33 protein-coding genes and 2 tRNA genes are annotated in these 26,280 nt (G+C 63.0%); 12 read left to right on the top strand and 23 right to left on the bottom strand.

Annotation, left to right across the window (positions count from 1 at the left end; all coding sequences use genetic code 11):
* The 6 genes from ASC89_RS22560 to ccoN all read right to left on the bottom strand — a co-directional run bounded on the left by ASC89_RS22560 (position 1) and on the right by ccoN (position 5,604).
* Positions 1-492 (bottom strand): FixH family protein, encoded by a 492-nt coding sequence (locus tag ASC89_RS22560; protein WP_056002103.1) that lies wholly within the window; start codon positions 490-492, stop codon positions 1-3.
* Entirely contained in the window at positions 489-2,051 is a 1,563-nt protein-coding gene (ccoG, locus tag ASC89_RS22555) for a cytochrome c oxidase accessory protein CcoG (RefSeq protein WP_056002100.1), read from the bottom strand. The genes ASC89_RS22560 and ccoG overlap by 4 nt, the downstream gene beginning before the upstream one ends.
* A gap of 132 nt (positions 2,052-2,183) precedes the next feature.
* Positions 2,184-3,050: a cytochrome-c oxidase, cbb3-type subunit III gene (gene ccoP / locus ASC89_RS22550; protein WP_056002097.1), complete on the bottom strand. Its 867-nt coding sequence runs from the start codon at positions 3,048-3,050 to the stop codon at positions 2,184-2,186.
* On the bottom strand, positions 3,047-3,232 hold the full coding sequence (locus tag ASC89_RS22545; RefSeq protein WP_056002094.1) for a cbb3-type cytochrome c oxidase subunit 3: 186 nt from the start codon (positions 3,230-3,232) through the stop codon (positions 3,047-3,049). Before ASC89_RS22545 ends, ccoP begins: the two co-directional genes overlap by 4 nt.
* Positions 3,233-3,244: 12 nt before the next feature.
* Positions 3,245-3,976, bottom strand: coding sequence for a cytochrome-c oxidase, cbb3-type subunit II (gene ccoO / locus ASC89_RS22540; RefSeq protein ID WP_056002091.1), 732 nt, complete (start codon positions 3,974-3,976; stop codon positions 3,245-3,247).
* Positions 3,977-3,987: 11 nt separating this feature from the next.
* Positions 3,988-5,604 (bottom strand): cytochrome-c oxidase, cbb3-type subunit I, encoded by a 1,617-nt coding sequence (gene ccoN, locus ASC89_RS22535; RefSeq protein WP_056002088.1) that lies wholly within the window; start codon positions 5,602-5,604, stop codon positions 3,988-3,990.
* A 142-nt stretch (positions 5,605-5,746) separates the two neighbouring features.
* On the opposite strand from ccoN, the gene ASC89_RS22530 reads away from it, so the two are divergent.
* Positions 5,747-6,184: a hemerythrin domain-containing protein gene (locus ASC89_RS22530; protein ID WP_056002087.1), complete on the top strand. Its 438-nt coding sequence runs from the start codon at positions 5,747-5,749 to the stop codon at positions 6,182-6,184.
* A 37-nt stretch (positions 6,185-6,221) separates the two neighbouring features.
* On the opposite strand, the gene ASC89_RS22525 is transcribed toward ASC89_RS22530, so the two are convergent.
* The 3 genes from ASC89_RS22525 to ASC89_RS22515 all read right to left on the bottom strand — a co-directional run bounded on the left by ASC89_RS22525 (position 6,222) and on the right by ASC89_RS22515 (position 8,647).
* Entirely contained in the window at positions 6,222-6,566 is a 345-nt protein-coding gene (locus tag ASC89_RS22525; protein ID WP_056002084.1) for a response regulator transcription factor, read from the bottom strand.
* A 121-nt stretch (positions 6,567-6,687) separates the two neighbouring features.
* Positions 6,688-7,305: a response regulator FixJ gene (gene fixJ, locus ASC89_RS22520; RefSeq protein ID WP_056002081.1), complete on the bottom strand. Its 618-nt coding sequence runs from the start codon at positions 7,303-7,305 to the stop codon at positions 6,688-6,690.
* Entirely contained in the window at positions 7,292-8,647 is a 1,356-nt protein-coding gene (locus tag ASC89_RS22515) for a PAS domain S-box protein (protein ID WP_244488544.1), read from the bottom strand. The genes fixJ and ASC89_RS22515 overlap by 14 nt, the downstream gene beginning before the upstream one ends.
* A 265-nt stretch (positions 8,648-8,912) precedes the next feature.
* Here ASC89_RS22515 and ASC89_RS22510 point away from each other — a divergent pair, with 265 nt between their 5' ends.
* On the top strand, positions 8,913-9,740 hold the full coding sequence (locus ASC89_RS22510) for a universal stress protein (protein ID WP_056002078.1): 828 nt from the start codon (positions 8,913-8,915) through the stop codon (positions 9,738-9,740).
* A gap of 150 nt (positions 9,741-9,890) precedes the next feature.
* Here the strand turns inward: ASC89_RS22510 and ASC89_RS22505 are convergent, their stop codons facing one another.
* Positions 9,891-10,223: a DUF4342 domain-containing protein gene (locus ASC89_RS22505; RefSeq protein WP_056002075.1), complete on the bottom strand. Its 333-nt coding sequence runs from the start codon at positions 10,221-10,223 to the stop codon at positions 9,891-9,893.
* A 128-nt stretch (positions 10,224-10,351) separates the two neighbouring features.
* Here ASC89_RS22505 and ASC89_RS28835 point away from each other — a divergent pair, with 128 nt between their 5' ends.
* The 5 genes from ASC89_RS28835 to ASC89_RS22485 all read left to right on the top strand — a co-directional run bounded on the left by ASC89_RS28835 (position 10,352) and on the right by ASC89_RS22485 (position 13,539).
* Positions 10,352-10,513: a hypothetical protein gene (locus ASC89_RS28835; protein ID WP_200940474.1), complete on the top strand. Its 162-nt coding sequence runs from the start codon at positions 10,352-10,354 to the stop codon at positions 10,511-10,513.
* 116 nt (positions 10,514-10,629) lie between these two features.
* The gene (locus tag ASC89_RS22500; RefSeq protein ID WP_056002072.1) at positions 10,630-11,208 is read left to right on the top strand and encodes a hypothetical protein; all 579 of its coding nucleotides are present in this window, start codon (positions 10,630-10,632) and stop codon (positions 11,206-11,208) included.
* Positions 11,209-11,226: 18 nt separating this feature from the next.
* Complete coding sequence (locus ASC89_RS22495) at positions 11,227-11,982, top strand: SDR family NAD(P)-dependent oxidoreductase (RefSeq protein ID WP_056002069.1); 756 nt, start codon at positions 11,227-11,229, stop codon at positions 11,980-11,982.
* 178 nt (positions 11,983-12,160) lie between these two features.
* A complete protein-coding gene (locus ASC89_RS22490; RefSeq protein WP_156384742.1) occupies positions 12,161-12,688 on the top strand; it encodes a hypothetical protein in 528 nt (175 codons plus the stop codon).
* 17 nt (positions 12,689-12,705) lie between these two features.
* Positions 12,706-13,539 carry a universal stress protein gene (locus ASC89_RS22485; RefSeq protein ID WP_056002063.1) on the top strand — a complete coding sequence of 278 codons (834 nt, stop codon included), beginning with the start codon at positions 12,706-12,708 and terminating at the stop codon, positions 13,537-13,539.
* Positions 13,540-13,603: 64 nt separating this feature from the next.
* Here the strand turns inward: ASC89_RS22485 and ASC89_RS22480 are convergent, their stop codons facing one another.
* The 4 genes from ASC89_RS22480 to ASC89_RS22465 all read right to left on the bottom strand — a co-directional run bounded on the left by ASC89_RS22480 (position 13,604) and on the right by ASC89_RS22465 (position 15,089).
* Entirely contained in the window at positions 13,604-13,801 is a 198-nt protein-coding gene (locus tag ASC89_RS22480) for a hypothetical protein (protein WP_056002060.1), read from the bottom strand.
* Positions 13,802-13,841: 40 nt separating this feature from the next.
* Entirely contained in the window at positions 13,842-14,483 is a 642-nt protein-coding gene (locus ASC89_RS22475; RefSeq protein ID WP_082533545.1) for an NAD(P)H-dependent oxidoreductase, read from the bottom strand.
* A 63-nt stretch (positions 14,484-14,546) separates the two neighbouring features.
* A complete protein-coding gene (locus ASC89_RS29255; RefSeq protein ID WP_156384741.1) occupies positions 14,547-14,747 on the bottom strand; it encodes a pyocin activator PrtN family protein in 201 nt (66 codons plus the stop codon).
* A gap of 266 nt (positions 14,748-15,013) precedes the next feature.
* Positions 15,014-15,089 (bottom strand) — tRNA-Phe (locus ASC89_RS22465).
* 113 nt (positions 15,090-15,202) lie between these two features.
* On the opposite strand from ASC89_RS22465, the gene ASC89_RS28580 reads away from it, so the two are divergent.
* Both ASC89_RS28580 and ASC89_RS22460 read left to right on the top strand, forming a co-directional pair.
* Positions 15,203-15,361 carry a hypothetical protein gene (locus ASC89_RS28580; RefSeq protein WP_156384740.1) on the top strand — a complete coding sequence of 53 codons (159 nt, stop codon included), beginning with the start codon at positions 15,203-15,205 and terminating at the stop codon, positions 15,359-15,361.
* A 40-nt stretch (positions 15,362-15,401) separates the two neighbouring features.
* Positions 15,402-16,163, top strand: coding sequence for an SDR family NAD(P)-dependent oxidoreductase (locus tag ASC89_RS22460; protein ID WP_055887192.1), 762 nt, complete (start codon positions 15,402-15,404; stop codon positions 16,161-16,163).
* Between the two features lie 218 nt (positions 16,164-16,381).
* On the opposite strand, the gene yacG is transcribed toward ASC89_RS22460, so the two are convergent.
* The 9 genes from yacG to murA all read right to left on the bottom strand — a co-directional run bounded on the left by yacG (position 16,382) and on the right by murA (position 22,773).
* On the bottom strand, positions 16,382-16,597 hold the full coding sequence (yacG, locus tag ASC89_RS22455) for a DNA gyrase inhibitor YacG (protein ID WP_056002054.1): 216 nt from the start codon (positions 16,595-16,597) through the stop codon (positions 16,382-16,384).
* A gap of 24 nt (positions 16,598-16,621) precedes the next feature.
* Positions 16,622-17,260, bottom strand: a complete 639-nt coding sequence (locus ASC89_RS22450) for a Maf-like protein (RefSeq protein ID WP_055884460.1) — start codon at positions 17,258-17,260, stop codon at positions 16,622-16,624.
* Positions 17,261-17,268: 8 nt separating this feature from the next.
* A complete protein-coding gene (gene infA / locus ASC89_RS22445) occupies positions 17,269-17,487 on the bottom strand; it encodes a translation initiation factor IF-1 (RefSeq protein ID WP_035082742.1) in 219 nt (72 codons plus the stop codon).
* 49 nt (positions 17,488-17,536) lie between these two features.
* Positions 17,537-17,755, bottom strand: coding sequence for a translation initiation factor IF-1 (gene infA / locus ASC89_RS22440; RefSeq protein WP_055048078.1), 219 nt, complete (start codon positions 17,753-17,755; stop codon positions 17,537-17,539).
* 312 nt (positions 17,756-18,067) lie between these two features.
* Positions 18,068-19,033: a UPF0262 family protein gene (locus ASC89_RS29185; protein ID WP_162247986.1), complete on the bottom strand. Its 966-nt coding sequence runs from the start codon at positions 19,031-19,033 to the stop codon at positions 18,068-18,070.
* Positions 19,034-20,326: a histidinol dehydrogenase gene (gene hisD, locus ASC89_RS22430; RefSeq protein WP_055884462.1), complete on the bottom strand. Its 1,293-nt coding sequence runs from the start codon at positions 20,324-20,326 to the stop codon at positions 19,034-19,036.
* Positions 20,326-20,754, bottom strand: a complete 429-nt coding sequence (locus tag ASC89_RS22425; protein WP_055884465.1) for a DUF2948 family protein — start codon at positions 20,752-20,754, stop codon at positions 20,326-20,328. Before ASC89_RS22425 ends, hisD begins: the two co-directional genes overlap by 1 nt.
* 407 nt (positions 20,755-21,161) lie before the next feature.
* A complete protein-coding gene (locus ASC89_RS22420; RefSeq protein WP_055884467.1) occupies positions 21,162-21,476 on the bottom strand; it encodes a hypothetical protein in 315 nt (104 codons plus the stop codon).
* A gap of 10 nt (positions 21,477-21,486) precedes the next feature.
* Positions 21,487-22,773 (bottom strand): UDP-N-acetylglucosamine 1-carboxyvinyltransferase, encoded by a 1,287-nt coding sequence (gene murA / locus ASC89_RS22415; protein WP_056002051.1) that lies wholly within the window; start codon positions 22,771-22,773, stop codon positions 21,487-21,489.
* A 485-nt stretch (positions 22,774-23,258) separates the two neighbouring features.
* Here murA and ASC89_RS22405 point away from each other — a divergent pair.
* From ASC89_RS22405 to ASC89_RS22400, 3 genes are all read left to right on the top strand, one after another.
* Positions 23,259-23,333: transfer RNA gene (locus ASC89_RS22405), tRNA-Thr, on the top strand.
* 210 nt (positions 23,334-23,543) lie between these two features.
* Positions 23,544-23,720, top strand: a complete 177-nt coding sequence (locus tag ASC89_RS28830) for a hypothetical protein (protein WP_200940473.1) — start codon at positions 23,544-23,546, stop codon at positions 23,718-23,720.
* Entirely contained in the window at positions 23,717-26,173 is a 2,457-nt protein-coding gene (locus ASC89_RS22400; protein WP_056002045.1) for an ATP-binding protein, read from the top strand. The genes ASC89_RS28830 and ASC89_RS22400 overlap by 4 nt, the downstream gene beginning before the upstream one ends.
* Positions 26,174-26,280 lie beyond the last annotated feature (107 nt).

Below are 26,280 nucleotides of genomic sequence, written 5' to 3'. Positions count from 1 at the left end.
TCAATCTCCCTCGACGCTGAAGCGTTCATGGAGTTCGAATGAACCCTTGGCCGTCTCATCTGCCTGTACCAGCGCGTCCCAGACGCCGGCGGCCAACTGCAGCGACGCGGCATAGCCGCCGTCCGGTGCACGTTGGAACATGACTGCCTGATCGTCATGCCCGCCCACCGGACGATTGACCTTGAGGGTGACGGAACCCAGCTCGATTGGGTTGCCGCCGCCATCGATGACGACCAGCCTGGCGACACCGGGCGAGTAGGTGAACGTTGCCTGCCAGCCGGCCGCTCTCTGGGCTTGATGGGCGAGGCGCTTCTCCTCGAACTCCTGGCTCGCGACATAGGAGTTGGTGACCACCAGGCCCGTCCAACTGGTCGAGGCGACAATCGCCATCCCGACATTGACGGCGATGATGACCCCGAAGAAACCAATGACGAGGAGCCACATGTGGCGGCCGGTGAAGGCACGCGGATCGGCAGGTCGGGTCGTGGTCACTTCGCGTTCTCCGGGACTTCGAAGGTGGTTTCGGTGTTCGAGCGGGCATGGCCGTCGGGCGTCTCGACCACTATGTGGAACTTCGCTTGCGAAGCTGGCCGGACGTCGGGCGGTATGCGGACATAGAGCCGGAGCGGCAGTACCTTGTCCGGCTCGAGTTCGAGGTTGAGCACCTGGGCGGTATCCTCGCCGCCATCAACAAGCGAGAGTTCGGCGCCGGGCAGGCCCTCGAGGCGGAGCTCGACCGTTCGCAGGGCCGGCGTCATGTTGAGTATCTTGACGTCGTAGCCGTTGCGGATGGCGCCGTCCCGCAGCTCGACATAGAGCGGATTACGGTCGTGCAACACGTTGAGCGACAGCGGCGAGCGCAGTGCCAGCGCGGTGAGCATGGCGAGCCCGATGGCCGACCAGCCGATGAGGTAGACGATGGTTCGCGGCCTGATGACCGAACGCCAGTCGGTGCGCTTGATGGCGTCGTTCAGCTTGCCGGTAATCTGGTCTCGGATTCGGGTCGGCTGGATCACCTTGCCGCTGCCGGTGGCCAGGGCCATGTTCTGATTGTAGTCGCTGAGGGTCGCATAGGAGATGAGACCGGGCTCCTTGCCGAGCCTCGTCATCACGTCATCACACGCATCGATACAGAGCGCACAGGTGATGCACTCGAGCTGCTGGCCGTCCCGGATGTCGATGCCCATGGGGCAGACAACGACGCACGCGTTGCAGTCCACACAGTCGCCGACCGGCTTGCCTTCGGCGATGGCACGCTTGGCGTGGCGGGTTCGCGGCTCGCCGCGCCAATCGTTGTAGGTGACGGTCAGCGAGTTCTCGTCGAGCATCGCGCCCTGGATGCGCGGCCAGGGGCACATGTACGTGCAGACCTGCTCCCGCATCAGTCCGCCAAAGGTGTAGGTCGTGGCGGTAAGCAGCCCGATCGTCGCGTAGGCGACCAGCGGCGCCTGGAGCGTGGCGATGTCTCCGAGCAAAGTGGGGGCGTCGGCGAAGTAGAATACCCAGGCGCCGCCTGTCAGCACGCCGATCACCAGCCAGGTGACGTGCTTGATCGTCCGCTTCGTGAGTTTCGAAGCGCTCCACGGCGCGGCGTCGAGCTTGATGCGTGCGTTGCGATCGCCCTCGATGAAGCGTTCGACGGCCAGAAACAAATCGACCCAGACCGTCTGCGGGCAGGCATAGCCACACCAGGCGCGGCCGACCGTCGAGGTGATGAGGAACAGGCCGATCCCGGCCATCACCAGCATGCCGGCGACGTAGTAGAACTCTTGCGGCCAGATCTCGATGAAGAAGAAGTAGAAGCGCTTGTTGGCGAGGTCGACGAGGACGGCCTGGTCGGGCGCGAACGGCCCGCGGTCCCAGCGCAGCCACGGGGTGACGTAGTAGATGGTGAGCGTCACCAGCATCACTAGCCACTTGAACTTCCGGAAGTATCCGCTGGCCCGCTTGGGGAAGATCTTCTTGCGCGGAGCGTAGAGGGGCTGCCGCCGGCTGGCGGCGTTTACCGCCTCGACGTCGTAGGAGTTGGTATCGGGTGGGTCCGCAAGCATTCCAGTATCCCAAGTGGTCGCAACCGTTTCTCACACGGACGTCCGGCGAGCGGCTTGATCTGGGTCAATTTCCGCGGACGAGGAGGAGGGCGCTTGCGGTCGACCTCCTCCTGCCGGCGGCGATGGCTTTGCCTACTGGCCACCACCGAGTCCGTGGACGTAGACAGCCAGTTGCTTGACTGCAGATTCCCCTAGCCTTGGTTGCCAGGCGGGCATGACGCCATGGCGGGGCCGCTCGATCTGAGCCTTGATCGCCGCAAGCGTCCCCTCATAGAGCCAGATCTGATCGTTCAGCGACGGGCCGCCGGCATCGGGCATCCCCTCGCCACCACCGCCGTGGCAGGCCGCGCAGTTATCGGCGAACAGCTGATTGCCCTCGGGACTAGCCGCACCGCCCTCGATCCCGGACAGCGATGCGACCTGCTTTGCGAGGAGGTCGATCTGCTCGGGAGCGAGCATCCCATCCGTGCCGAAGTTCGGCATGACGTTGTAGTGCGTCTCCGGATCGGTCGGCGAACGTGCACCATGCGAGATCGTCGCGTAGATCTGCTCGATGCTGCCGCCCCAGACCCATTCGTCGTCATTGAGGTTCGGGTAGCCGACGCTGCCCGTCGCTCCGGTGCCGTGGCACTGCGAGCAGTAGACCTTGAACAGCGACTTCCCGCCGGCGCGGGCAAATCGGGCCAGGTCCTCGTTGGCGAGGATATCTGCCACCGGGGTCTCGGCGATCTTGGTAACCAGATCGCCCTGCGCCGCCTTGGCGGCGACCAGTTCGGCGTCGAGGTCGGCGCGGCTGGAGTAGCCAAGAACGCCGGTCGTGGCCGACGAGATCATCGGCCAGGCAGGGAAGGCGATGGTGTAGCCGATCGCGAAGACGATTGAGCCGTAGAAGGTCCACAACCACCAGCGCGGCAGCGGGTTGTTCAGCTCTTTGATGCCGTCCCACTCGTGACCGGTGGTTTCAACGCCGGTGACCTGGTCGATCTCCTTGTTGGTCATTTCTGTTCCTCCCGCACCATGGGCTGCTCGTCGTCGAGGGGGATGCGGGCGGCCGCCATGGCGTTTGCCTTGGCGCTCGGACGCACGAGGAAGAACACGACCACGAGGAAGATCGCCATCATGTAGAGGAGGCCCCAGCTGTCGGCGAAGTGCCGGAGCATGTCGTAGTGTGCGGTTGGCATGAGCTGGCTCGCTTAACGATAGTTGGCTTTGGCGTCGTAGGTAGTGAAGTCGACCAGCGTGCCGAGCATCTGGAGATAGGCGACGAGCGCATCCATCTCGGTGATCCGCTTGGGGTCGCCGTCGAAATCCTCGGCCCGCACGTTGGTGTAGCGGGCAAGGAGTCCCGAGGTGTCGGCATCCGGCGTTGCCTGTGCGATCAGGTCAGCTTGGGCGCTTTGGATAGCCTCCTCGCTGTACGGCACGCCGACTATGGCGTTGGCCTTGAGACTGCCCGCGATGTTGTTGGTCTCGAGGGTGGTTTCGGCCAGGAAGCCGTATTTCGGCATGATCGATTCCGGCACCAGCGATTGCGGGTTGGTGAGGTGCTCGACATGCCACTCGTCCGAGTAGCGGCCGCCAACGCGGGCAAGGTCGGGGCCGGTACGCTTGGAGCCCCACTGGAATGGGTGGTCGTACATCGACTCCGCCGCCAGCGAGTACTGACCGTAGCGCTCGACCTCGTCGCGGAACGGACGGATCATCTGGCTATGGCAGACATAGCAACCCTCGCGGACATAGATGTCGCGCCCGGCGAGCTCGAGCGGCGTGTAGGGGCGCATCCCCTCCACCTTCTCGATGGTGTTCTGCAGGTAGAACAGCGGCGCAACTTCGACGATGCCGCCGATGCACACCACGACCAGCGAGAGGGTGAGGAGCAGGGAGGCGTTGCGTTCGATGACGCCGTGTTTGCCAAGAATATCCATTTGGCGAGCTCCTATTCTGCCGGCTGCAATACGGTGGCGGTTGCGATCGGACGCTCGTCGCGGACTCGGCCACGGATGGTCATCCAGACGTTGAAGGCCATCACCAGGCCGCCGGCGAGGTAGAGCAGGCCGCCGAAGGCGCGGGCGATGTAGTAGGGGTGGAGTGCGGCCACGGTTTCGGCGAACGAGTAGACGAGGAAGCCCTGGTCATCGTACTCGCGCCACATCAGGCCCTGCATGACGCCCGACACCCACATGACGGCGGCGTAGACGACGATGCCGGTGGTCGCGAGCCAGAAGTGCCAGTTGACCATGCGCGGCGAGTAGAGCTGCGTGCGTCCCCACAGGCGCGGCACCATGAAGTAGACCGCGGCGAACGAGATCATGCCGACCCAGCCGAGCGCACCCGAGTGCACATGGCCGATGGTCCAGTCGGTATAGTGGCTGAGCCCGTTCACCGACTTGATCGACATGACCGGACCTTCGAAGGTCGACATACCGTAGAAGGCGACGGCGATCACCATCATGCGCATGATCGGGTCGGTGCGCATCTTGTCCCAGGCGCCGCGCAGGGTCATCAGGCCGTTGATCATGCCGCCCCAGCTCGGCATCCACAGCATCACCGAGAACACCATGCCGAGCGTCTGCGCCCAGTCGGGCAGGGCGGTGTAGTGGAGGTGATGCGGGCCGGCCCAGATGTAGAGGAAGATCAGGGCCCAGAAGTGGATGATCGACAGCCGATAGCTGTAGACCGGCCGCTCGGCCTGCTTGGGCATGAAGTAGTACATCATGCCGAGGAACCCGGCGGTGAGGAAGAAGCCCACCGCGTTGTGGCCGTACCACCACTGAGTCAGCGCGTCCTGCACGCCAGAGAACAACGAGTAGCTCTTTGAGCCAAGCAGGCTCACCGGCATGCTCAGGTTGTTGACGACGTGCAACAGCGCGATGGTGACGATGAAGGCGAGGTAGAACCAGTTGGCCACATAGATATGCGGCTCCTTGCGCTTGATGATCGTGCCAAGGAACAGGATCAGATAGGCGACCCAGACAATGGTCAGCCAGATGTCGGTGTACCATTCGGGTTCGGCATATTCGCGGCTCTCGGTGATGCCGAGCAGGTAGCCAGTCGCTGCCATCACGATGAACAGCTGGTAGCCCCAGAACACGAACCAGGCGAGGCTGTCGTTGATGAGACGGGCCCTGGAGGTGCGCTGCACCACGTAAAAGCTCGTCGTCATCAGGGCCGTGCCGCCGAAGGCGAAGACCACGGCCGACGTGTGCAGTGGCCGCATCCGGCCGAAGTTGAACCAGGGGCCGAAATTGAGTTCGGGCCATGCCAGCTGCAGCGCAATGACCACGCCGACGAGAAAGCCCACGCACCCCCAGAATACGGTGAGGATGGATCCGATCCGGATGGGCGCATCGAAATACCCGTTCGATTCCGCTCCGTCCGACGAGATTGCTGGTGCCGGCCCGCGTTGCCGAAGCAGGACCACCGCGCCCAGCCCGAGGACGGCAGCGATGATACCCATATGAGCGCTGAAGGCCGCGTCCTGTCCCAGTCCGGACAGTACGAGCGTAAAGAACGCCCCGCCCGCCAGCGTGATGATCCATGGCAGATTTTGCAACGTCGCCCCCGTGCGTTCAGTTCAGTCGTCGCAAACTAGGGGGCACCGAGGGCGGCAACTTTGATCCAGATCAAGACTACGCGGCTCGTCCTCGAAGAAGCTCGTCTTCTTGACGGGGTCTCGGGGGTGGAGTGTCTGGACGATGACTCGCGATCGACTCTCGGCAGAGCTCCGGGATGTGTTTGACCAGCAGATGAGCCTTTGCGACGCGCTGGAGCGCATCGCAGACTCGCTGCCGCATCGGCTTGACCGACCGCACTGCCAGCAGATCGCCAACCTGATCTGCCCACTGATCAGGCGGGCGCACGCCTCGGAAGAAGCATTGATGTTTCCCCACCTGGCTGCGTTGCATGGCGACGGCTGCCAGGTCGTGGAGCGTTTGCGGCTAGAGCACATCGAGGACGAGTGCTTCGCAGAGGAAGTGCAGTTCGAACTGCAGCAGATCGCGACCGGTCAACCAGTCTTGGCGCCAGAGGCGACTGGATACATGCTGCGCGGCTTTTTCGAAGGTCTGCGCCGCCACGTGCGGCACGAACTGGAACTCATGGCCGCCCTGCACGTGGGGAACACCTTGAACTAGTCCAGTCCACCCAGCCCGATGGGCGAGGTTCGCCGTTCTAGACGTGGACGCGGATAGCTTCGCGGACCGCGGCCGACATCGAGTTGCCGATCGCCGGCATCTCGACGATCTGGGAAACCCACTCGACCAGCCAGGGGAACGGGCGGGCCGCCAGCAAGACAACCGGATAGGCTTTCACGCAGAAGGCGATGCTCTCATAGTCAGGGCCGGAGAGGGCCTTCTGGTCGAGGACGGTGCAGTCGAAGCCTTGGGACGCCACCCATGAAAAGTCGGGGAGCGTCTCTTTCGCCGTGACCTGGTATCCCTCCGCCTCGAGCGCAAAGACCAGCGATGCCCGAAGGTCGCCGTTTGGTGCAACAACGAGAATGCGGCCGGAGGCCATGACGCGGCAGGTCCTTGTGAATGCGCCTCGATAGGGAGACGCCTCTCACTATGCCGCCGCGCGAACTGCCGCCTTGAGGTAAATCAAATAGCCAACGCCAGCTGTCTACCTTGGGGCAACCTCAGGCCTCGATCTCCACGTCCATGATCATCCGGACGAGCTCCGGAAGGCTCTTTGCCTGCATCTTGCCCATCAGCCCCGCGCGGTAGACCTCAACGGTCCGCGGGCTGATGCCCAGCTCGAAGGCAATGGTCTTGTTGGCTTGCCCGGCAACCACGCCCTTCAGCACCTGCCGTTCGCGGTCGCTCAATGACGCCACTCGTTGCTTGACGATCTCGAGGGCGGCCCCGCTCTGTACGCGCTCGGCGGCGCGGCTTGCTGCCCTCGAAATGGACTCGATGATCACATCGTCGCTGAACGGCTTCTCGATGAAGTCGATGGCACCACTCTTCATGGCCTCGACGGCCATCTGAACGTCGCCGTGACCGGTAATTACAATCGCCGGCAGCAGCGCATCGGCATCGCGCAAGCGCCGAAGCAGCTCGACGCCGTCCATGTCCGGCATCCGAAGGTCGGTAATCAGGCAACCGTTCGTGATCTGGGGGGCGATCGCTAGGAACGCCGTGGCGCTTTCGTGCACGCGCACTGCGAAGCCCGCCCCCGAAAGCAAGAAGGCCAGGGAGTTGCGTACGGCCTCTTCGTCATCGACGATGTGGACGACGGTGTCAGCTGTACTCACCGGAGGCCTCCGTGAACGTGGGGAGAGAAAAACTGAATGTGGCGCCGCCCGCCGCGTTCTTGGCCACCGTGAGTTCCCCGCCGTGAGATTCGATGATGCGACGGGAGATCGACAACCCTATACCCATGCCGTTGGCTTTGGTTGTGACGAACGGCTGGAACAGCTGAGGGGCGACCTCGTCGGCAATCCCCGGCCCGGTGTCTTCGACCTCGACCTGCAACCAATCCGGCGACACGTGGCGCGTGCGGACGATGAGTTGCTTTTCGGGGCTGTCGCGCATGGCCTCCATGGCGTTGCGCATCAGGTTGATCAGGACCTGCTGAATCTGCACCCGATCCGCCACCACGATGCTGCTGTCTGATCCGAAGTCGAACACAGACTTGATGCCACGCTCGCGGGACCCGACCAGGGCCAGCGCCCCCGCCTCTTCGACCAGATGGTTGATGTCCTCGGGCCCCTTGTCGGTCTCACCGCGGGTCACGAACTCGCGCAGGTGGCGAATGATGTCGCCAGCCCGCAGCGCCTGCTTGGCGGTCTCGTCGAGAGCTCCGCGCATGCGATTGGCATATTCCTCGTCGATCTTGTCCAGCATGCGCCGGCATCCCTGGACGTAGTTGGCGATCGCCGACAGGGGCTGGTTGAGTTCGTGCGCCAGCGTCGAGGCCATCTCGCCGAGTTCGTTCAGCCGGGCCAGCCGGGCCAGCTCGCTCCGGGCCTGATCGAGCATCGCTTGCGATTCTTCACGCTCGGTGAGGTCGCGGATGAAACCGGTGAAATAGACGCGGTCCCCCTGCCGCATCTCGCCGACGGCGAGCTTCATGGGAAACGTCGATCCGTCCTTGCGCCGCCCCACCACCACGCGATCGATGCCGATGATCCTCTTCTCCCCAGTCCCGAGATACCTCGCGAGGTAGGCGTCGTGCTGTTCTCGATAGGGAGCCGGCATCAGCATGCTGACGTTCTGGCCGATCGCCTCCTCTGGCGAATAGCCGAACTGCCGAACCGCGGAAGCGTTGAACGACAGCATGATGCCGTCCGGGTCGATGACCACCGTTGCATCCAGCACGGTATCCAGGATGGACTGGAGGTGGGCCTCCTTTTCGCGGAGGGTTTCCCCGGTGTGGTGCGATGTCCTGCGCAGTCCGAGGACCGAACGCAACAACCAATAGATGGCGCCCAAGCCCAAAGCGGCAAATACCACTGAGCCGACCGTGCGCAGACCTGGTGAGAGCGCCGGTTCCGGCGCAAGAGCCATGCCGGCAGCGAGGACAAGGCAAATAGCCGCGACGCCGGCGACGATGAGGTCCTGTCGATCGGTAGTACGGGAGGGCAGCCTGTCCATGAATCGTGTGTAGCCGCTGGCATCTAGGGATACAACAACCGGCCGCGTGAGCATCGCAGGGATCGTGCCCTCGCGTCCCGCAGGAAGCGCAGTGTCGCAAGTACAAGCGTGACGTGGCCGGCGATTTGATCCCTAGCCGCGATGTGGCGGAGCCGATGGCGGCGCCGGGAGTTCCTCGCTCAATTTGCGATAGATCAATATGGCCACCACCGGTCTGTGGAGGTGTTGCTACGCAGCGAAACGTTCGCGGCCCAGGAGCACCAGTATGATCAAGGATATCGTCGTACATCTCACCGGCTCGCCGGAGGACGCCGTCAGGCTGTCCTTCGCCCAGACAGTAGCGCAGTCGCTGGAGGCCCGCGTTACCGGCCTGCAGGTGCATGCGTTGCCCGACGTAATAGCGATCACCGACCCCTCTGGCTCGGCCTTCCTGCAAGCGCTTCTCGGTGAATCCTCCAAAGCGGCCGACAAGGTCACCGCCGCCCTTCGGCCCCAGATCGCCAAGCTTGGAGAATTCACTGAACTCCGTCGACTTGACGTGTTTCCCGGACAGGTCGGCGGGGCGCTCGCGGCTGAGGCCAGGACGTCCGACCTGTTCATCGGAACTCGACCGTACGGGGATCCGGCCCGCCAGCAGTACATTGAGGAAGCTGTCCTGTTCAGTTCGGGACGGGGGTGCATCTTCGTGCCTCCGAATGCCAAGCTCTCCGGGAAGATCGACGCGGTCTTCGTGGCGTGGAAGAACACGCGCGAGGCCGCCCGGGCCGTCGCCGAGGCGATACCCTTCCTGCAACGCGCGAAACTGGTCGTCATCGGCCTGGTGGAAGAGGGTGGCGCGAGCGAGCGGTTCGGCGACCAGCCCGGCGCCGACATCGGACGCTACCTGAGCCGGCACGGCGTCCTCGGTGAGGTCAGGATGGTGAATGGGTGGTCCGATGCCGGCTCCGCGATCCTGAACGAGGCCAAGGCCATTCAGGCCGACTTGATCGTCATGGGTGGCTACGGTCACTCGAGGTTGCGCGAATGGATGCTGGGCGGTGCCACGCGGAAGGTGCTCCTCAACTCTGAAGTGCCCGTGCTGATGGCGCATTGATGCCGGCTCATGGTCGGCCTTTGCCGCACTAGGGGCCGCCGCGGGGTGGCCCCTGACGGGTATTCTGCTGGAGCGCCTCACCATCGCAGGGTTCGACATCTGGCTCTTGGTCCAGACGCTGATGCTGGTGCGCTCGAACGGTAGGTGACGTCAGTCGTTCCCGTGCCCCGCGCCATCCGTCTCGGCCGGCTTTTCGGCGTCAGGGGCCTTTTCGCGCAGCACTTCGAGTTTCACCTTGGTCAGCAGCCCCGCAACGGCGGCGATCACTGCCAGCCATGGCGCGGTTAGGGCGACAACGCCTCCCGCGACGACACCTGCCGTCAGTGGCACTGTCAGATAGACGTCGCCAGCCTCCGACCGGATCTGTAGTTTCCGGATGTTGCCTTCGGCCAACAGCCGGTTGATCTCGTCGATGAGCTGGTGGCCGGTCACCTCGATCTCCTCGGTGAACGTTGCCCAGCCATTCTTACCTTCAGCGGACATGACTACTGCTCCTTTGCGTGGTTCGTCGGCAGGAGCATTTCACCAACTCTGCGGGGCCGTTTTGACGCAGATCAAGGTCCCGGGCTGATGATCAGGCAAGTGTATCGACATCTCCAAGGAGGATCGTCATGGAACGCATACACATTACACAGCACAGCTCTCTGGGCGCGGCGTGGTTTGCCGGCTGGCTCTTTACCATCGGATATCTGAAGCTGGATTTTCTGATGGGCCTGCTGGGATTGGTCATCTGGCCGTACTTCCTGGGGTCGCACTTTGTGCCCGCGGTCTGACCGGACTACGAGAAACCTCGGACCTCAGTCTCAGAGCATACCGGCCGGACTTTGACCTGCCTCAAAGAGCAGTACGGCCGGGCGTGCTTTCTTGTTGGGGGCAAGGAGAACGGGCAATGCGACCTGCGGTGGTCTACTATTCATATACCGGCAAGACCAAATCGGTGGCGATCGAGCTTGCTTCGCAACTCGGGGCAGACCTCATCGAGGCCAGCTGTCCTGCATACGATGGCCTGTTCGGCAAGTTGCGGCAGGCATGGGATGTCATTTCTCGCGGACACCCTCCTATCCGGCTGGAGCCGATGCTGGATGCACGTGATCTCATCGTGGTCGGTGCGCCGGTTTGGGGAGCCAAGGCCGCTCCGCCGGTACTCAGTATGCTTCTCCGCATCCGCGGAAAATCGGGACGCATCGCCCTGTTCGTCACTTGTGATGGAAGCGTGCCAACCTCTCCACCCGAGCCGGCTCTGGACGAGATGGAGCGGGCAACAGGTTGCCGGGTGCTGACCAAGCAAGTCTTCCGCAAGAAGGAACTGAAATCCGAGGATAGGGGAGAGCTCATCCTCGAGTTCGCAGATGATCTCAAGTTTCGCATGTCGGTGGTGACGCCGATCCGGCCGCAACCAGTCGCGGTTGGCCGGAGCTCAGTTGAGCGTGCCAACTTAGCAACGCCCCGGCCCTCTGGGACACAATAGGGAAGTGGGAGCATAGCCATGTCCATGGATTTCAACGGCAAGATTGGCCTCGTAACCGGTGCTGCCTCCGGGATTGGAGCTGCGGTCGCTCAAGCGCTCGCACGTCGTGGCGCCAAGGTGTTGGTAGCCGATATTGACGGTGCCGGAGCGGAGGTCGTTGCAGCTGCTATCGCCACCGACGGGGGCGTCGCTCGAGCTCATGTCGCAAATGTCGCCAACGCCGACGAGGTCCACACTATGGTCGAGGAGGCCGTACGGCTCTTCGGCGGTCTTCACCTGGCCGTCAACAATGCGGGCATCGGTGGCCCGGCCGCCCCGACCGGAGAGTACCCAATCGAGGGTTGGCACGAGGTCATCCGAACCAACCTGGACAGCGTGTTCTTCGGGCTGCGGTACGAACTGCCCGCGATCCTCGCATCTGGCGGCGGCGCCATTGTAAATATGGCTTCGATCCTCGGAACGGTGGGATTTGCCAACTCCCCAGCGTACGTCGCTGCAAAGCACGGAATTGTCGGTCTTACCAAGTCGGCGGCGATCGAGTATGCCCAGCGAGGTGTGCGCATCAACACGGTCGGTCCTGGTTTCATCGATACACCGCTTCTTTCAAGGAATCTCGATGAAGCGGCGCTGGGTTTCGTGCGGGGACTGCATCCGGTGGGGCGGCTTGGAACTGCCGATGAAGTCGCTGCTCTGACGGTCTTTCTGCTGTCGGACGCAGCCTCGTTCATAACAGGCAGCTACCATTTGGTGGACGGGGGCTACACCGCACGCTGATCGACCCGGAATTTGATGTGGGTCAAAGACCGGCGGGCGAGCCAGCGGTAATCCAAGTCATGGTGCAGGGAGATGCACAATGCCACTTGGATCTAGCGAGCTTCAGGCCGACAGCGTTCGAGTCCCCGTGAGTTTAGTCACCTCTCGCCGCAGCCATGTCACAGTCGCGCCGCGACCCATGATCTACGTCGTCCGGTACTGCGGGGAAGGAGACGCCTCAACGACCGCGGCCCTTCGCCAGGCAATCGAAGTGCTTGACCGGTACCTTGTATCTATCGACGAGCCCGTCGGCCGCGAGCTGATCGTGATTTACCGCAACCGATTGCCGGGGGCAGTGACGCTCGAGGTAGGCTATCCCGTGGATCAGTCGGTCGCGGAACAAGCGACCGGCGAGATCGCGGCGCGGCCCGCGCCGTCTGGGCCGATGGTTGCAACGACCACTGGGCTGGGGTTCGCATCGGTGCTCGCTGCAGAACGTCGCCTCACGGGGCCGCTGGTGAAGGCGAACCGCAACCGCACTTTCACTTGGCAGGGCTTCAAGGGGTCTGATTTTCGGCCGTGGCGTGGGCACCCCTCCTCGCCACTGTTTGCGCCTTTGCGAAGAGACACCGCGCTCGTGGCCAGCCAGAGCGCCAAACAGCCCTTGGAACCAGCGATGGTGGTGCTGACGTCCACCATCGAAGCACCATCCATTCAGACGCAATAGACAGCGCGGAGGCCCCAATGTCCTGCAGACTGCTACTGCCGCTCCTCAGCTACCCGGATCCCACCCCCAAATCGGGTCTGGCCTACGCCTTTGAACTGGTGTCGAAACTTCAAGGAGATGTCACCGCTCTGGTGCACGAGGTCGACATCGCTGAGATCCAGAACGTCCTCGCCGATGTGCTGATCGACGTAACTGGCATGGTGGCGGCCGCCGAGCGGAAGAGCCGCAGCAATGCACGGGAGCTCCTCGATGAGGCCAATCGCCTGGCCGCGAGTTTTGGCCTGCGCCTGGAGCTGCAGCCGGTACGGTCCAGGCCCGAGGCCGCTGCGGATGTGATTTCGGTGGCAAGTCGCACGTTCGACTATTCACTGCTCGTCGCCACGAGCCAGAGTGATGCGCAGCTTGGCATCTTTGAGGCCGTCCTGTTCGGATCCGGCGGCCCCTCCCTGGTTCTTCCAACGGCAGAGACGACGGCATCCTTCGATACGGCTGCTGTCGCGTGGGATGGCACACGAGCGGCTGCTAGGGCGCTGCGCGACGCAATTCCGGTGCTCAAGCTCTTCGTGCGAACCATCCTGCTAACGGTGGACGACGACAAGGCCATCGATCCGATATCTGTTGCCGGTGCCGAGTCCCTGCTACGCGGCCACGAAATCGACACGAGCCGGTCGACGGTGGCAGCGGGCGGCGTCTCGATCGGCGATGCGTTACAGCAGGCAGCGATCGATCGCGGCGCTGGCCTGCTTGTTATGGGAGCCTACGGTCACAATCGCTTCCGCGAATGGATTCTCGGCGGAGCTACGCGCACGGTTCTGCTGAACTGCCGTCTGCCGCTTCTGATGTCGCACTGACCGGACGCCGCGAAGGCGTGGGTTCGCTTGGGTGCATCGAGCGGAGGTCCGCTGCTTGGCGCGACTATTTCTGCAGCTTCCGGATCACGAGGAGACTAGGTATCGCGAGACCCCAGGCGACTACCGCCAGCGTCAGAAACACTGCGAATGACGGGCGGCCGAGCACAATCCACAGCACGCTCGACGCGACTAGCGCCACGGGCAGACCCCAGAGCGCGGCTTGGTTCAGCGGGCTGTTCCATTTCTCGCGAAACGACGGCATCAATATCCTCCAAACACCGACGACGTCCTCGCGCGGCCCGCTAGACCCATAGTTGAGCGTCAATGCCCCTGCAATCGCCGGTACTTAGGCTGTCCGGCGCATACGAGCGAACTCGTGCGGTGCCTCTCATGGCTTCATCCGACAGTTGCCGCGCCCGCTGCTCACTCGTCAGGTACTTTACCCGATCTACTCGGGTAACCCTGACCGGCGAAAAACCACAGAACTCAAGCGCGCCGCGCCGCACCGCGTTGACGTCGCTGTTCCGATACTGGAGCCACAACCACAGCGCCGGCGCATCACTTGTCGCCACTATGTGTGCCGATCGCCCCTTCAGGAGCTTGTCCCAGAAAGGGTCCTTCTCGTGATACTTGTAGGCGAAGTCCGCATAGAGAACCCGGTCGAAGAAGCCCTTGAGCAGGGCGGGCACCGAACCCCACCATACGGGGTAGAAGATGACCCAGCGCTCACACCAACGAATGTTCTCCTGCGCTGCGACGAGGTCGGGCTCAAGCGGTTGGATCTCCCGATAGCCTTTCCACAGGACGGGATCGAACTTGAGTTCTCCGATGTTCTGGCGACGGACCTCATGGCCAGCGGCGAGCGCCGCTCCGGCGTAGGCGTCAGCGAGTGCGCGGTTGAAGCTCGTGGCGTCAGGATGAGCAAGAAGCAGGTAGATTCGCATCGCATCGCACCAGTTTTGACACGAGCAGGTTGCCCAAACCGGTGACGCCAGTATTGATCGAGGTCAATTCGGGGGAACCCCGTACCCCCTTCGCGGCCTTCTGGCTCGCCTCGATTCGGATGAGGGGGAGGGCATATCGTCCGCCCCCGCCTTGCGGATGAGCTGCTCGACGTTGAGGTGGAGGAAGTAGTACCAGACGAGCTCGTCGACGGGGATGGTCGCCCGGCCGTCGTACCGGGCCATCAGTCGGAAAGCGGTGTTCAATTGGGGTTCGCGCTCGCTCGATGATGTGGCGCTCCCAAGGAAGCATGTCGATGGGTAGACCCCCTCCGCCTCCGGTCGGCCAATTGGAGCTAGTCCAACTTGCTCACGCGCGCTTCATGTCGCGGTTCATGTTGCGTGGACTTGCCGGGAGCAATTGGAAAACCCCGGAAATTCGCGGGTTCTGGTTGCAACATGTACGCGACATCGAGCTCGCGATTTTCCGAGCTCAGTTACGCTTAAGCATTTGATGTCTAAGGGGAAAGGAGTGGTGCCCGGGACCGGAATCGAACCAGTGACACGCGGATTTTCAATCCGCTGCTCTACCAACTGAGCTACCCGGGCAACCGTGGCGCCCGAGGGCGCTAAGTCGGGCGGTTTATAGGGGGCATTGTCGGGGTGCGCAAGCGGGTTTTGCCATCTTCCTCAATGTGGAAAACCCGCCCTGGAAACCGGGCATGGAAGCCCGGTCCCGGGTATCGTTTCTGCACCATTCCGGTGGCTTGCCGCCGGCCGCACGGCTAGAGCGCTTTCAGGAAAAGTTGCAGACTTTTCCGGTTCGAAAGCGCGACAAAACCAACGACCTGGAGCGTTTCGGCGTTTCACTGAAACGCTGAAGCGCTCTAGTCTGCCGCCGATTCAAAAAGAGGAGCCACCATGCTTGAGGATATCAGGGGCAAGCGCGCCCTCGTCACCGGGTCGTCCACCGGCATCGGGGCCGCAGTCGCCAAGGAACTGGCGCGTCTCGGCGCCGCCGTTGCCGTGCATGGCAACAAGAATGCCGAAGCCGCCGAAGCCGTCGCCGGCGAGATCCGCGCCGCGGGCGGCAAGGCGGTGGTGGTGCTCGGTGACGTGAGCAACTCGGCCTCGGCCGCCCGAATCGTCGCCGATGCGGTGGCCGGGCTCGGTGGGCTCGATATCCTGATCAACAATGCCGGCGCGATTCTCGACCGCGTCACCAACGCCGCCTTCGACGATGCGACCTACGACCGGGTCTACAACCTCAATGTCCGCTCGGTCTTGGCTGTCACCAAGGCCGCCTATGCGCACCTGAAGGCCGCCGGCGGCGGCTCGATCATCAATACCGGCTCGGTGGCCGGTCGCTTCGGCGGCTTTGGTGGCTCAGCCGTCTACGCCTCGGCCAAAGCCGCCGTGCACTCGATCACCCGCAACGCCGCCCGCGAGTTCGCCCCCGACCACATCCGCGTCAACGTCGTCGCCCCGGGCTTCATCATCACCCCGTTCCACGACAAGACCCCGCAATCGGTAATGGACAACGCCGCCGCACAGATCCCGATGCAGCGGCTGGGCACGGCCGAAGATTGCGTCGGCGCCTATGTGTTTTTGGCTTCGGACTCGATGTCCGGCTACATCACCGGCCAGATCATCGACGTGAACGGCGGGCAGCTGATGCCGTGAGGGGCGGGGCCCGGCTGGGCGTCAGTTTTTCATACCCCCACCGGCCGTCATCCCGGCGAACGCCGGGACCCACCGCTCGAACGGTTAGGTTAACGCGAACCCATCCGGTCTTTCACGGCAAGGTCGGGGACGGTTGATGGGAGGAGAGGTATGAGCACTGGATCCCTGCGTTCGCCGGGATGACGGCCGGTGAGGAGTTGCAGAGCAAACGATACGGACTACTCCTCGTCTTCCGCCTCATCGACCTTGGGAACCCCATCCTCCTCATCCACCTCCACCGGCTCGGCCGGGATCACATAGCTCCCGCTGAGCCAGCGATTGAGGTCGATGTCCTGGCAACGGCCCGAGCAGAACGGATGGTGTTGCTGGCTCGACGGCTTGCCGCAGATCGGGCAGGGCCGGGTTGGCTTCAGCTTGATGATTTCGGCGGTCATCTCTTGATGATCTCCTCGATCATCTCAGACTGCCGTGAGGTTCGACTGGTTCAACCAGTTGAAGTGCACCGGATAGCCTTCACCGGCCAGGAGGCCCACCGTTTCGTTGAGCGGCAGCCCGACCACGGCCGAGTAGGAGCCCTGCAGCTTCAGGACGAACGCCCCGGCAATGCCCTGGATGGCGTAGCCGCCGGCCTTGTCGCGCCATTCGGCGCTGGCGAGGTAGCTTTCGATCTCTCGCGCCGAGAGCCGCTTGAAGCGGATGCGGGTTTCGACCAGGCGTTTGCGCATCTGGCCGGACGGGGTCAGCATGGTGACGGCGGTGAACACCCGATGTGAGCGGCCCGAGAGGACCCTGAGGCACTCCGAGGCTTCTTCCATCGTCTCGGCCTTGGGCAGGATGCGGCGGCCCACGGCCACCACGGTATCTGCCGCCAGCACCAGCGCGTTGCCCGCGATGCCGGTGGTCTTGGCCTTGTGCTGCGCGGTGATCGCCTTCTGGTCGGCGAGGCGCTGCGCGAGCTTGCGTGGCAGCTCGCCCTTTTCCGGCGTCTCGTCGATATGCGCCGGCACCAGATGTTCCGGCTCGATGCCGATCTGGTTGAGCAGCGCGAGGCGCCGCGGCGAGGCGGACGCGAGGATAAGCTCGGGACGGCTGGCCATTGGGTGCCCTATTTGAAGCGGTAGGTGATCCGGCCCTTGGTCAGATCGTAAGGTGTCATTTCGCACAACACCTTGTCACCGGCCAACACACGGATGCGATTCTTGCGCATGCGGCCGGCAGTATGGGCGATGATCTCGTGCTCGTTTTCCAGTTTCACCCGAAACGTCGCGTTGGGCAGCAGTTCGGTGACCACTCCCGGAAATTCGAGCACTTCTTCCTTAGCCATACTGTCTCCATCAGCAGCGCGGCAGTGTCACCCGCCGCACTTCCGGATCTTACCTGAAGCGGTAGTTGATCCGGCCCTTGGTCAGGTCGTAGGGGGTCATTTCGACCAGCACCTTGTCGCCCGCCAGCACACGGATGCGGTTCTTGCGCAGCCGGCCCGCCGTATGGGCGATGATCTCGTGCTCATTCTCCAGCTTCACGCGAAAAGTCGCATTCGGCAGCAGTTCCGTGATCACGCCCGGAAATTCGAGCACTTCTTCCTTAGCCATTCTCTCTCCTGAGACGGCCCCGCGAAACACGTTACTGGCAATGTCGGGGGCTTGAATTGGGCGCCACCTATACTGGATGTCGCCCGGTTTGTGAACCACCCGCGGGTGGGGATGCTCTGTTGATATGGGGAATGAGGTACGATTTGAGAAGTGGGTGACGTTTGCCGGGCTGAAGCAGAAAGACGGGCCGTCTCTCTCAACGAGCCACCGGGTCATTCCCGCGAAAGCGGGAACCTCTGTTTTCTTGGCCTTCTGCACCATCGCAAACAGAGGTCCCCGCTTTCGCGGGGACGACATCGAGCATGGGGCCGCTCACCCCACCTTCGCCGGCGCTGCCACCAGCTTGTCGAGCCGCTCGCGCACTCGCTGCTGCAGCGTATCGCGCAGGGTGCGATAGGCGCTGAGCACCGCTTCGCGGTTGCCCTCGGTCTCGGTGGGGTCCGGCATCGGCCAGTGCTCGATCGCCCCCATCTCGAGGCCGCGCCGTTCGACTGCCTCGGGCGCGTCGGTCGAGAGCGTGATGACCAGGTCGAAATGGTTGGCCACCAGCTCGTCCATGGTGTGCGGGGTATGGACGCTCATATCGATGCCGATTTCTTCCATCACTTCGTGGACGAACCCATCGGCTTTGCCCGAGCGCACCCCGGCCGAGCGGACGATCAGCCGCCCGGGGAAGAACCGCCGCGCCAGCGCCGCGGCGATCGGCGAGCGCACCGAGTTCATCGAGCAGACGAACAGCACGGTCGGCAGGTTCGACTCGCGCTCGTCGATGCGGCTGGCGAAGGGCTGCACGGCGCAGATCAGCGTGAACAGCCGTCTTGCGGTGTTGAGGTCCATCTCCAGCTTGTTGTCGAGCCGGGTGCGCAGCAGCTCCGCCGCCTCGTTATGGAGGCCGCGCCGCGCCATGTCGACGGTTTCGATCTGGTAGGTCGAGCCGGTCTTGATCGCATCGTAATAGCTTTCGCGGATGCGGAAATAGTCGCGGATCAGCCGCCGGAACGGCGTCAGCGACAGGTAGTGCGCGGCGATCGGTTCATAGGTGTCCGGGTTGCGCACATCGAGCACGATGTAGTTCGAGATGATCGAGACGTGCAGCGCATAGGGCCCGGTCGCCTTCACCCGCGCCGGAGCGAAGACGTTCTGTTCGACCAGGTCGTAAATCGCGATGCGCCACTCATGCACCTCGTCGGGGTCGACTGAGGTGATGGTGTTGGGGTCCAGCGTCACGGCGACGATGCGATCGCTATTCGGATCGAACTGTCGCGGCGTCAGCGCCATCTAGCGATTGAGCCGTATGGCGATCGAGCGCTCATGCGCCCCGAGCCCCTCGGTTGTCGCCAGCGTCCGGGCTGATGGAGCCAGCTCCGCCAGCGAGGCCGGGTCGCACCCGAGTACCGAGGTCCGTTTCATGAAATCGAGCACCCCCAGGCCGGACGCATAGCGCGCCGAGCGGGCGGTCGGCAGCACATGGTTCGAACCACCCACATAATCGCCGATCGCCTCGGGCGTGTGATGCCCGAGAAAGATGGCACCAGCATTGCGGATTTTGGGGAGCAGCGCCTGCGGATCCTCGATCGCCAGCTCCACATGTTCGGACGCGATGCGGTTGGCGAGCTCCACCGCTTCCGCCATCGAGGCGACGGTGATGATGGCGCCGAACTCTTCCCAGCCGGCGCGGGTGATCTCGGCCCGCGGCAACAGCTCGATCTGCCGCCACACTTCGTCCTCGACCAGGTCGGCGAGCCTCGCATCAGTGGTGATGAGGATCGATTGCGCCCCGCCGCCATGCTCGGCCTGCGCCAGCAGGTCCGCGGCCACCCAGGCCGGGTTGGCAGAGGAGTCGGCGATGACCAGCACTTCCGACGGCCCGGCGATCATGTCGATGCCGACCGTGCCGAACACCTGGCGCTTGGCCGCCGCCACATAGGCATTGCCCGGCCCGACGATCTTACTGACCGGCGCGATGGTTGCCGTGCCATAGGCCAAGGCGCCGATCGCCTGCGCCCCGCCGATCCGGTAAATCTCGGTCACTCCGGCGATCTTGGCCGCGGCCAGCACCGCGTCGTTGGCCTCGCCGCCTGGCATCGGCACCACCATGGCGATGCGGCTGGCGCCGGCGACCTTGGCCGGCACGGCGTTCATCAGCACCGACGAAGGGTAGGCGGCCGTTCCGCCCGGCACGTAGATGCCCACCGCTTCCACCGGCGTCCAGATCGTCCCCAGCGTCACCCCGAGGTGATCCTGGTAGACATGGTCGAGCGGCTTCTGCTTTTCGTGGTGCGCGCGGATACGCTCATGCGCCACGGTCAGCGCCGACAGCACCTCAGCCGAGGTCCGGGCGCTGGCTTCGGCGATTTCTTCGTCGGTCACCCGCAGCGCCCACGCGGCCTGCGCCGGCTTGTCGAATTTTTCGGTGTACTCGATCACCGCCGCGTCGCCGCGCGCCTTCACGTCCGCGAGGATCGTGGCCACCGCATTGCCCACTTCCTCCGAAGCTTCGCGCTTCGAGTTCAGCAGCGTCTCGAAAGCTTCGGCAAAGCCGGCATCCCGGCTGTCCAGAATAACTGGCATTACGACGCGTGCTCGGGCTTGACCTTCGCCGCCCAGGCGGCGCCCAGATCCTGCAGCCGGGCTTCCAGCACTTCGACTTCCAGCCGCACCGTGCCGCCGCCGGCAAACGCCAGGTCGACCCAGCCGCTCGGCGCCGCGTTCTCGGTGAAGCGGATGGTCAAGAGTTCCAGCGCCCCCTCGAGCGAATTGGTGTCGATCCCCGCAACCTTCACCCCGGTCACCCGGTCGAAGTGCAAAGCCGCGCGCTTCCGCACCCCGGCCTTGGCGTTGCTGCCATCCTCCCAGGCATAGCGGTTCATCAGCATGGCGAAGCGCTGGTCGGCCTTGGCGTAACCCATATCGCCGACGCGCACGATGGCGTCCTGCGTGGTCGCCGAAATCACGTCGAGGTCTTCGCTATCAAGCGCCAGAAGCTTGAGATCGGTCATGTGTTGGGGGTCCGGAAACGGTGGAATTGACCAGCAAGTGGGGGCCCGACAGACGATCTACAAGCTAAGCGCCGGGGGGGCAATCGCTATGAGTCACCGGCGGTGCGGTGATCCTCCCCCGCGTGGCGGGGGAGGGGGACCAGCGTAGCTGGTGGAGGGGGCGGCCAGACTCTCAGTCGCTTCCTGCAGTGGCAGGGGCCTCGCACATAAAGGAGTGCGTGGTGCCTTCTCCCCTTAAGGTCGCGGGACGAGGGCGGAGCCCTCGCCCGGAGGTGCCCGAAGGGCGGAGAGGGGTATCGCATCGCAAAGCGACGCGCGCTCCGAGCGTAGCGGGGAGCGACCCAGTACGGGAGAGATACCCCTCTGACTCGAGCTATGGGGCAAGGCGGCAGCAGCGATCAGCGGCACTAAGAAAAGAACGTGCCATAGATCACATAGCCGATCACCATCCCCGCCAGGCAGACGAGAATGCGTACCCACCAGCGCTGGGACGGGAGAAAGGCAATCTGCCCGCCGCGTGCCAGCAGTGCGCCTCCGGCGACAAGGGCAGTAAGCCATGACAGTTGGTAGGCAAGGGAGCATTTATCCCCGTGGCCAAGCTCGCAACTTGGCCAGGTGAGCCAGACGTACAGCCCAAACGACGCAGTTATCGCGAGCCAGGTTCGGAGACCCGGTATCAACGCCGCAAGTAGCGGAAGCGCCATGGGCACGACGATGGTCACTCCCGACAGCTCACCCCGTAACCCGCTCAATCTCCGCGCCAACCGCGCTCAGCTTGTCCTCGAGCCGCTCGAAGCCGCGATCGAGGTGGTAGATCCGGTTGACCACCGTCTCGCCGCGCGCCGCGAGCCCGGCGATCACCAGCGACACCGAGGCGCGAAGGTCGGTCGCCATCACCTGCGCGCCTTTCAGCTGCGGCACGCCGGTCACGGTCGCCACCTGGCCATCGACCTTGATGTCGGCGCCGAAGCGGGCGAGCTCGGCCACATGCATGTAGCGGTTCTCAAAAATCGTCTCGCGGATCTGCGAGGTGCCGTTGGCCATGGTCATCAGCGCCATGAACTGCGCCTGCAGGTCCGTCGGGAACCCCGGGAACGGCTGCGTCTCGGCATGCACCGCCTGGATGCCGTTGCCGTTGCGTCGGACCCGAATGCCGTCCGCTTCCGAGCTGATCTCTACCCCTGCGAGCGCCAGCGTATCGAGCGCTGCCTGCAGGTGCTCGGCCCGCGCATGCTTCAGCAGCACGTCGCCCCCGGTCATGGCCGCCGCCATGGCATAAGTGCCGGTCTCGATCCGGTCCGCCACCACGGCATGGGTTGCCCCATGCAGCTCATCGACGCCCTCGATGGTGAGCGTGCGCGTGCCGATGCCGGTAATCTTCGCGCCCATTTTCACCAGGCACTCGGCGACATCGCTGATCTCGGGCTCCATCGCGGCGTTCTCGAGCACCGTTGTGCCCTTGGCCAACGTCGCCGCCATCAGCAGCACATGCGTTGCGCCCACTGTCACCTTGGGGAACACCACGCGCGCGCCGCGCAACCCGCCCTTGGGGGCGCGCGCCACCACATAGCCCTCGTCGATCTCGATCTCGGCGCCCAGTTCCTTCAGCCCCGCGAGGAACAGGTCCACTGGCCGCGTGCCGATGGCGCAGCCGCCCGGCAGCGACACCCGCGCCTCATGCGCCCGCGCCAGCAGCGGCCCGATCACCCAGAAGCTCGCCCGCATCGTCGAGACCAGCTCGTAGGGCGCTGTGGTATCGACGATCTCGGCGGCCTGCAGCGTCATCCGCTGGCCCTCGAGCGTCGGTGCCTTGCGGCCATGCACGGCGATATCGACGCCGTGATTCTCGAGGATTTTTTCGAGCTGGTTGACGTCCGCCAGCCGCGGCACGTTCTCCAGCACCAGCGGGTCTTTAGTCAGGAGCGAGGCGATCATCAGCGGCAGCGCCGCGTTCTTGGCGCCCGAGATGGGGATCTCGCCCCTGAGCTCATTGCCACCCACCAGACGAATGCGATCCATGTTGTCTTCCCGACTGCGGAGCGTTCTGCCCCTTGCTTGGAGCACCTCACCGTTTCCGTGAAACGGCGAAATGCTCCAAATCCCTATTTGTCGCGCTTTCGAACCGGAAAAGTCTGCAACTTTTCCTGAAAGCACTCTTAGCTATCCGAGTCACCAAGCGGCTTCAACGCGGCCCCATCGGCCGTGTCGTTCGCTTCCGTCTCGGGTGGAGATTTGCCGGTGCCCGCCGCCCGGGCCCGCGCCTGTTCCTTCCGCCGCTTCAGGTTCTCCCGAAGCTTTGCGGCCAATCTTTGCTCGCGCTTCGCCGCGTCGTCAGCCACGTCCAGCCTTGCCTTCACGTCACTCGATTTGTGCGCTCACCCTAGCAGCAAAGCCACGTTCGCTGCTGTAGCCCGTTTGCAAGCTTTTTGCGCTTGCACCAGCCAAAGCCCTGTGGCAGTAACCGCCCCACGCCGCCGGGGGCCTCGCCCCACGCCCATGCGTTCGCTGCAGTAGCTCAGTGGTAGAGCACTCCCTTGGTAAGGGAGAGGTCGAGAGTTCAATCCTCTCTTGCAGCACCACTTTTCCTCATGATGGGCGCTTAGGTGTCGGTTGTACCTTCACCTGCGAATTGTCGCTCGCGCTAACGCAAGGCTAGCTTGGCAGGCCATGACGCCGGGGGCTCTTCGTGTTCCGCCTCCTTCGAAGGAACGGCTTTCGCGCCAATCGGCTCTTGTTAAGTTTGCGATGTCTGCTTCGGCTACGGTACAAAGGCCGGCTTCTACGGAGCTATGGCCAACCTGCAGCAGAAGATCGCAGAGAAATTCCTTTCTACATTGGCTGAACAAGGGGATCTCGACGTCGAGAAGATTGCAGCACTCCGCCAACTCCTTGAGCGCGGCAAGAAACCGAAGGCCGAAGAGTTTGTGAGCGTTTTCAAGAGACCCGTCGGCGGCGAAGTCAAATGATTAAGGTTGAGGCGGCGCATATCGAGGAAGTGCGCGGCATCCATTCGCTCGACATCGACTTCGGCAGAGCGAGCTTCGTTGTGACCGGACCGAACGGATCGGGAAAGAGCGGCGTGATCGATGCCATCGAGTTTGCGCTTACCGGCCAGATTGGCCGTCTGATGGGTCGTGGCACCAAAGGACTCACGATTGGCGAGCATGGGCCTCACGTCGACAAGGTGAATTTCCCCGACGCAGCATTTGTGCGCCTCCGGGTCTTCATTCCATCGCTCAACAAGCCCGCGACGATCACGCGCAAGCTTTCGGCACCGAACAAGCCGACAATCGAGCCAACCGATCCAGACATCATCGCTGCGCTTGATGAGATCGCCGATCACCCGGAAATCACACTGGCGCGGCGTGATATCCTCCGCTTTGTCTTGGTCGAGCCAAGTAAACGGTCCGAAGAGATTCAGGCGATCCTAAAGCTTGAAGAGATAGGCCAAACCCGCGCAGCTCTAAGCACCGCACTAAACAAGCTGCAGCGAGAGCATGCTATCGCCGGGCAGGGCGTTTCATCAAATCGCGGGATACTTCAGCGTCACCTAAAAATAGAAACCAACGCTCTCGTAGATCTGCTGAAAGCCGTGAACGACAAGCGGGCGGTGCTTGGCCTCGCTGCGCTCGATGAGCTTCTGCCCGTAACGCGCCTCGATTTGGGCCTCACGGATGCTAACAAGCTGGCCGCTTTCAACAAGCCGTCGGCGCTCCGCGAATTAGACGCAGTAACCGAAGCGGTCGCGTCCCTCCCCGGTCTGGTTTCACATGACTGCGCTACGATTGTTAACGGTCTCGCGCGACTCGAGGACGACCCGAAGCTCTTTGCCGCACTTCAGAGCCGCGAACTGGTTGAGAAGGGGCTGGAGTTGGTCGATGGGCCATCATGTCCTCTTTGCGATCACCCTTGGCCGGACGAAAGTCACTTACTTGGGCACCTCCGAACCAAGCTGGAGAAGTCACAAGATGCTGGTGCGCTCCAACAGGCTCTGCTCAAGAGCGGGCTTACAGTCGCGGGCTACGTTGATAACGTTCTGGCGCTTTTGCGCCATGTGCACCGCCTCGCCAGAAGCGAAAGTGACAACGCATGCATGGATTCCATTGCGTCATGGGGACGGGAACTCGGCGAGTTCAAGGCCGAAATGGGTCGCTTCGATGGCCTTCTCGGCCTCAAACATCGGCTCGCCAGCGACTGGTATAGATTGCCAAGCGAACTCGCCAGTCGCATCGCCGCGCTTCGCGACGCAATCAACTCTAAGCCTGATCAGAGCGCAACTGTGGAGGCACAGACATTCCTGACCACGGCGCAACTGCGCTTGGAGGATTACCGCGCAGCGATGCGAGCAGAAGAGGCGGCGAGAACGGCAAGTGTCGCGGCCAAGATCGGCTATGACGCCTACGTGGCGGCGATGGAAGGTGAACTCAACACTCTCTATTCAGACATCCAGGCCGACTTCAGCACGTATTACCGACTGGTCAACGAAGGCGATGAGTCTGAGTTCACCGCCAAGCTCACGCCAACCGAAGGCAGCTTAGATCTTGCCGTCAACTTCTATGAACGTGGCATGTACCCGCCCGCAGCATTCCACAGCGAGGGTCACCAGGATGGCATGGGAGTATGTCTTTATCTTGCACTGATGAAGCGACTCTACGGCGCAGACTTCACAATCGCTCTGCTCGACGACGTGGTGATGTCGGTCGATGCCGACCACCGCCGGCAGTTCTGTAAGCTGCTCAAGACGCACTTTCCAAACACACAGTTCATCATCACCACACATGACCGACTGTGGGCGAGACAGATGAGCACCGCCGGGCTCGTTTCGGCCAAGACAACCCTCACCTTCTATAACTGGAGCGTCGATACCGGACCTTTGGTAGAATCCAATACTGACATCTGGCACGACATTGAGAGCGCGTTGGCGCACGGTAAGGTGGACGTGGCCGCGGCAGGTCTGCGCCGCCACATGGAGTATGCGTCGTGGCAGCTTGCGGACGAACTCGGCGCGCAAACTGTCTTTCACGCAGACGGCAAGTACGAACTGGGCGAACTGTTACCCGCCGTTCTCCGTCGCGGCAAAGAACTCTACGGTAAGGCGGTCGACGCCGCTCAGTCTTGGGGCAACGAAGATGCAAAGAGAATGGCGATGGACCGCAAGGCCTCGCTCTCAGCAGCTAGTGGAGCGAGCGGCGACGAGCAGTGGGCAGTGAATCAGGCGGTTCACCACAACGCTTGGGCCAACTTCGGCAGGAAGGATTTCGAACCGGTGGTCGACGCCTTCAGAACACTCCTCAAGTGCTTCCAATGCGTGGAGTGCAATTCGTGGTTCCATGTGACCGACTACGAGGGCAAAGTCGACGCGCTCCGCTGCACCTGCGGAGAGGTGCATTTCAACCTCAAACTCAAACCAAAGGGCTAGACGGTGAGCGTCAACACCTGATGAGTACCCAGGGGTTACTCGGCCAATTGGGCGAGCGACGAAACGCTAGAGACCAGGCGTGTGGATGGATCTGTCCACCTTGCTAC

Origin of the sequence: Devosia sp. Root413D1 (assembly GCF_001425235.1) — a bacterium.
Lineage (GTDB): Bacteria > Pseudomonadota > Alphaproteobacteria > Rhizobiales > Devosiaceae > Devosia_A.
Note: the sequence above shows the minus strand (reverse complement) of the source record. Positions and strands in the feature narration are given on the sequence as shown.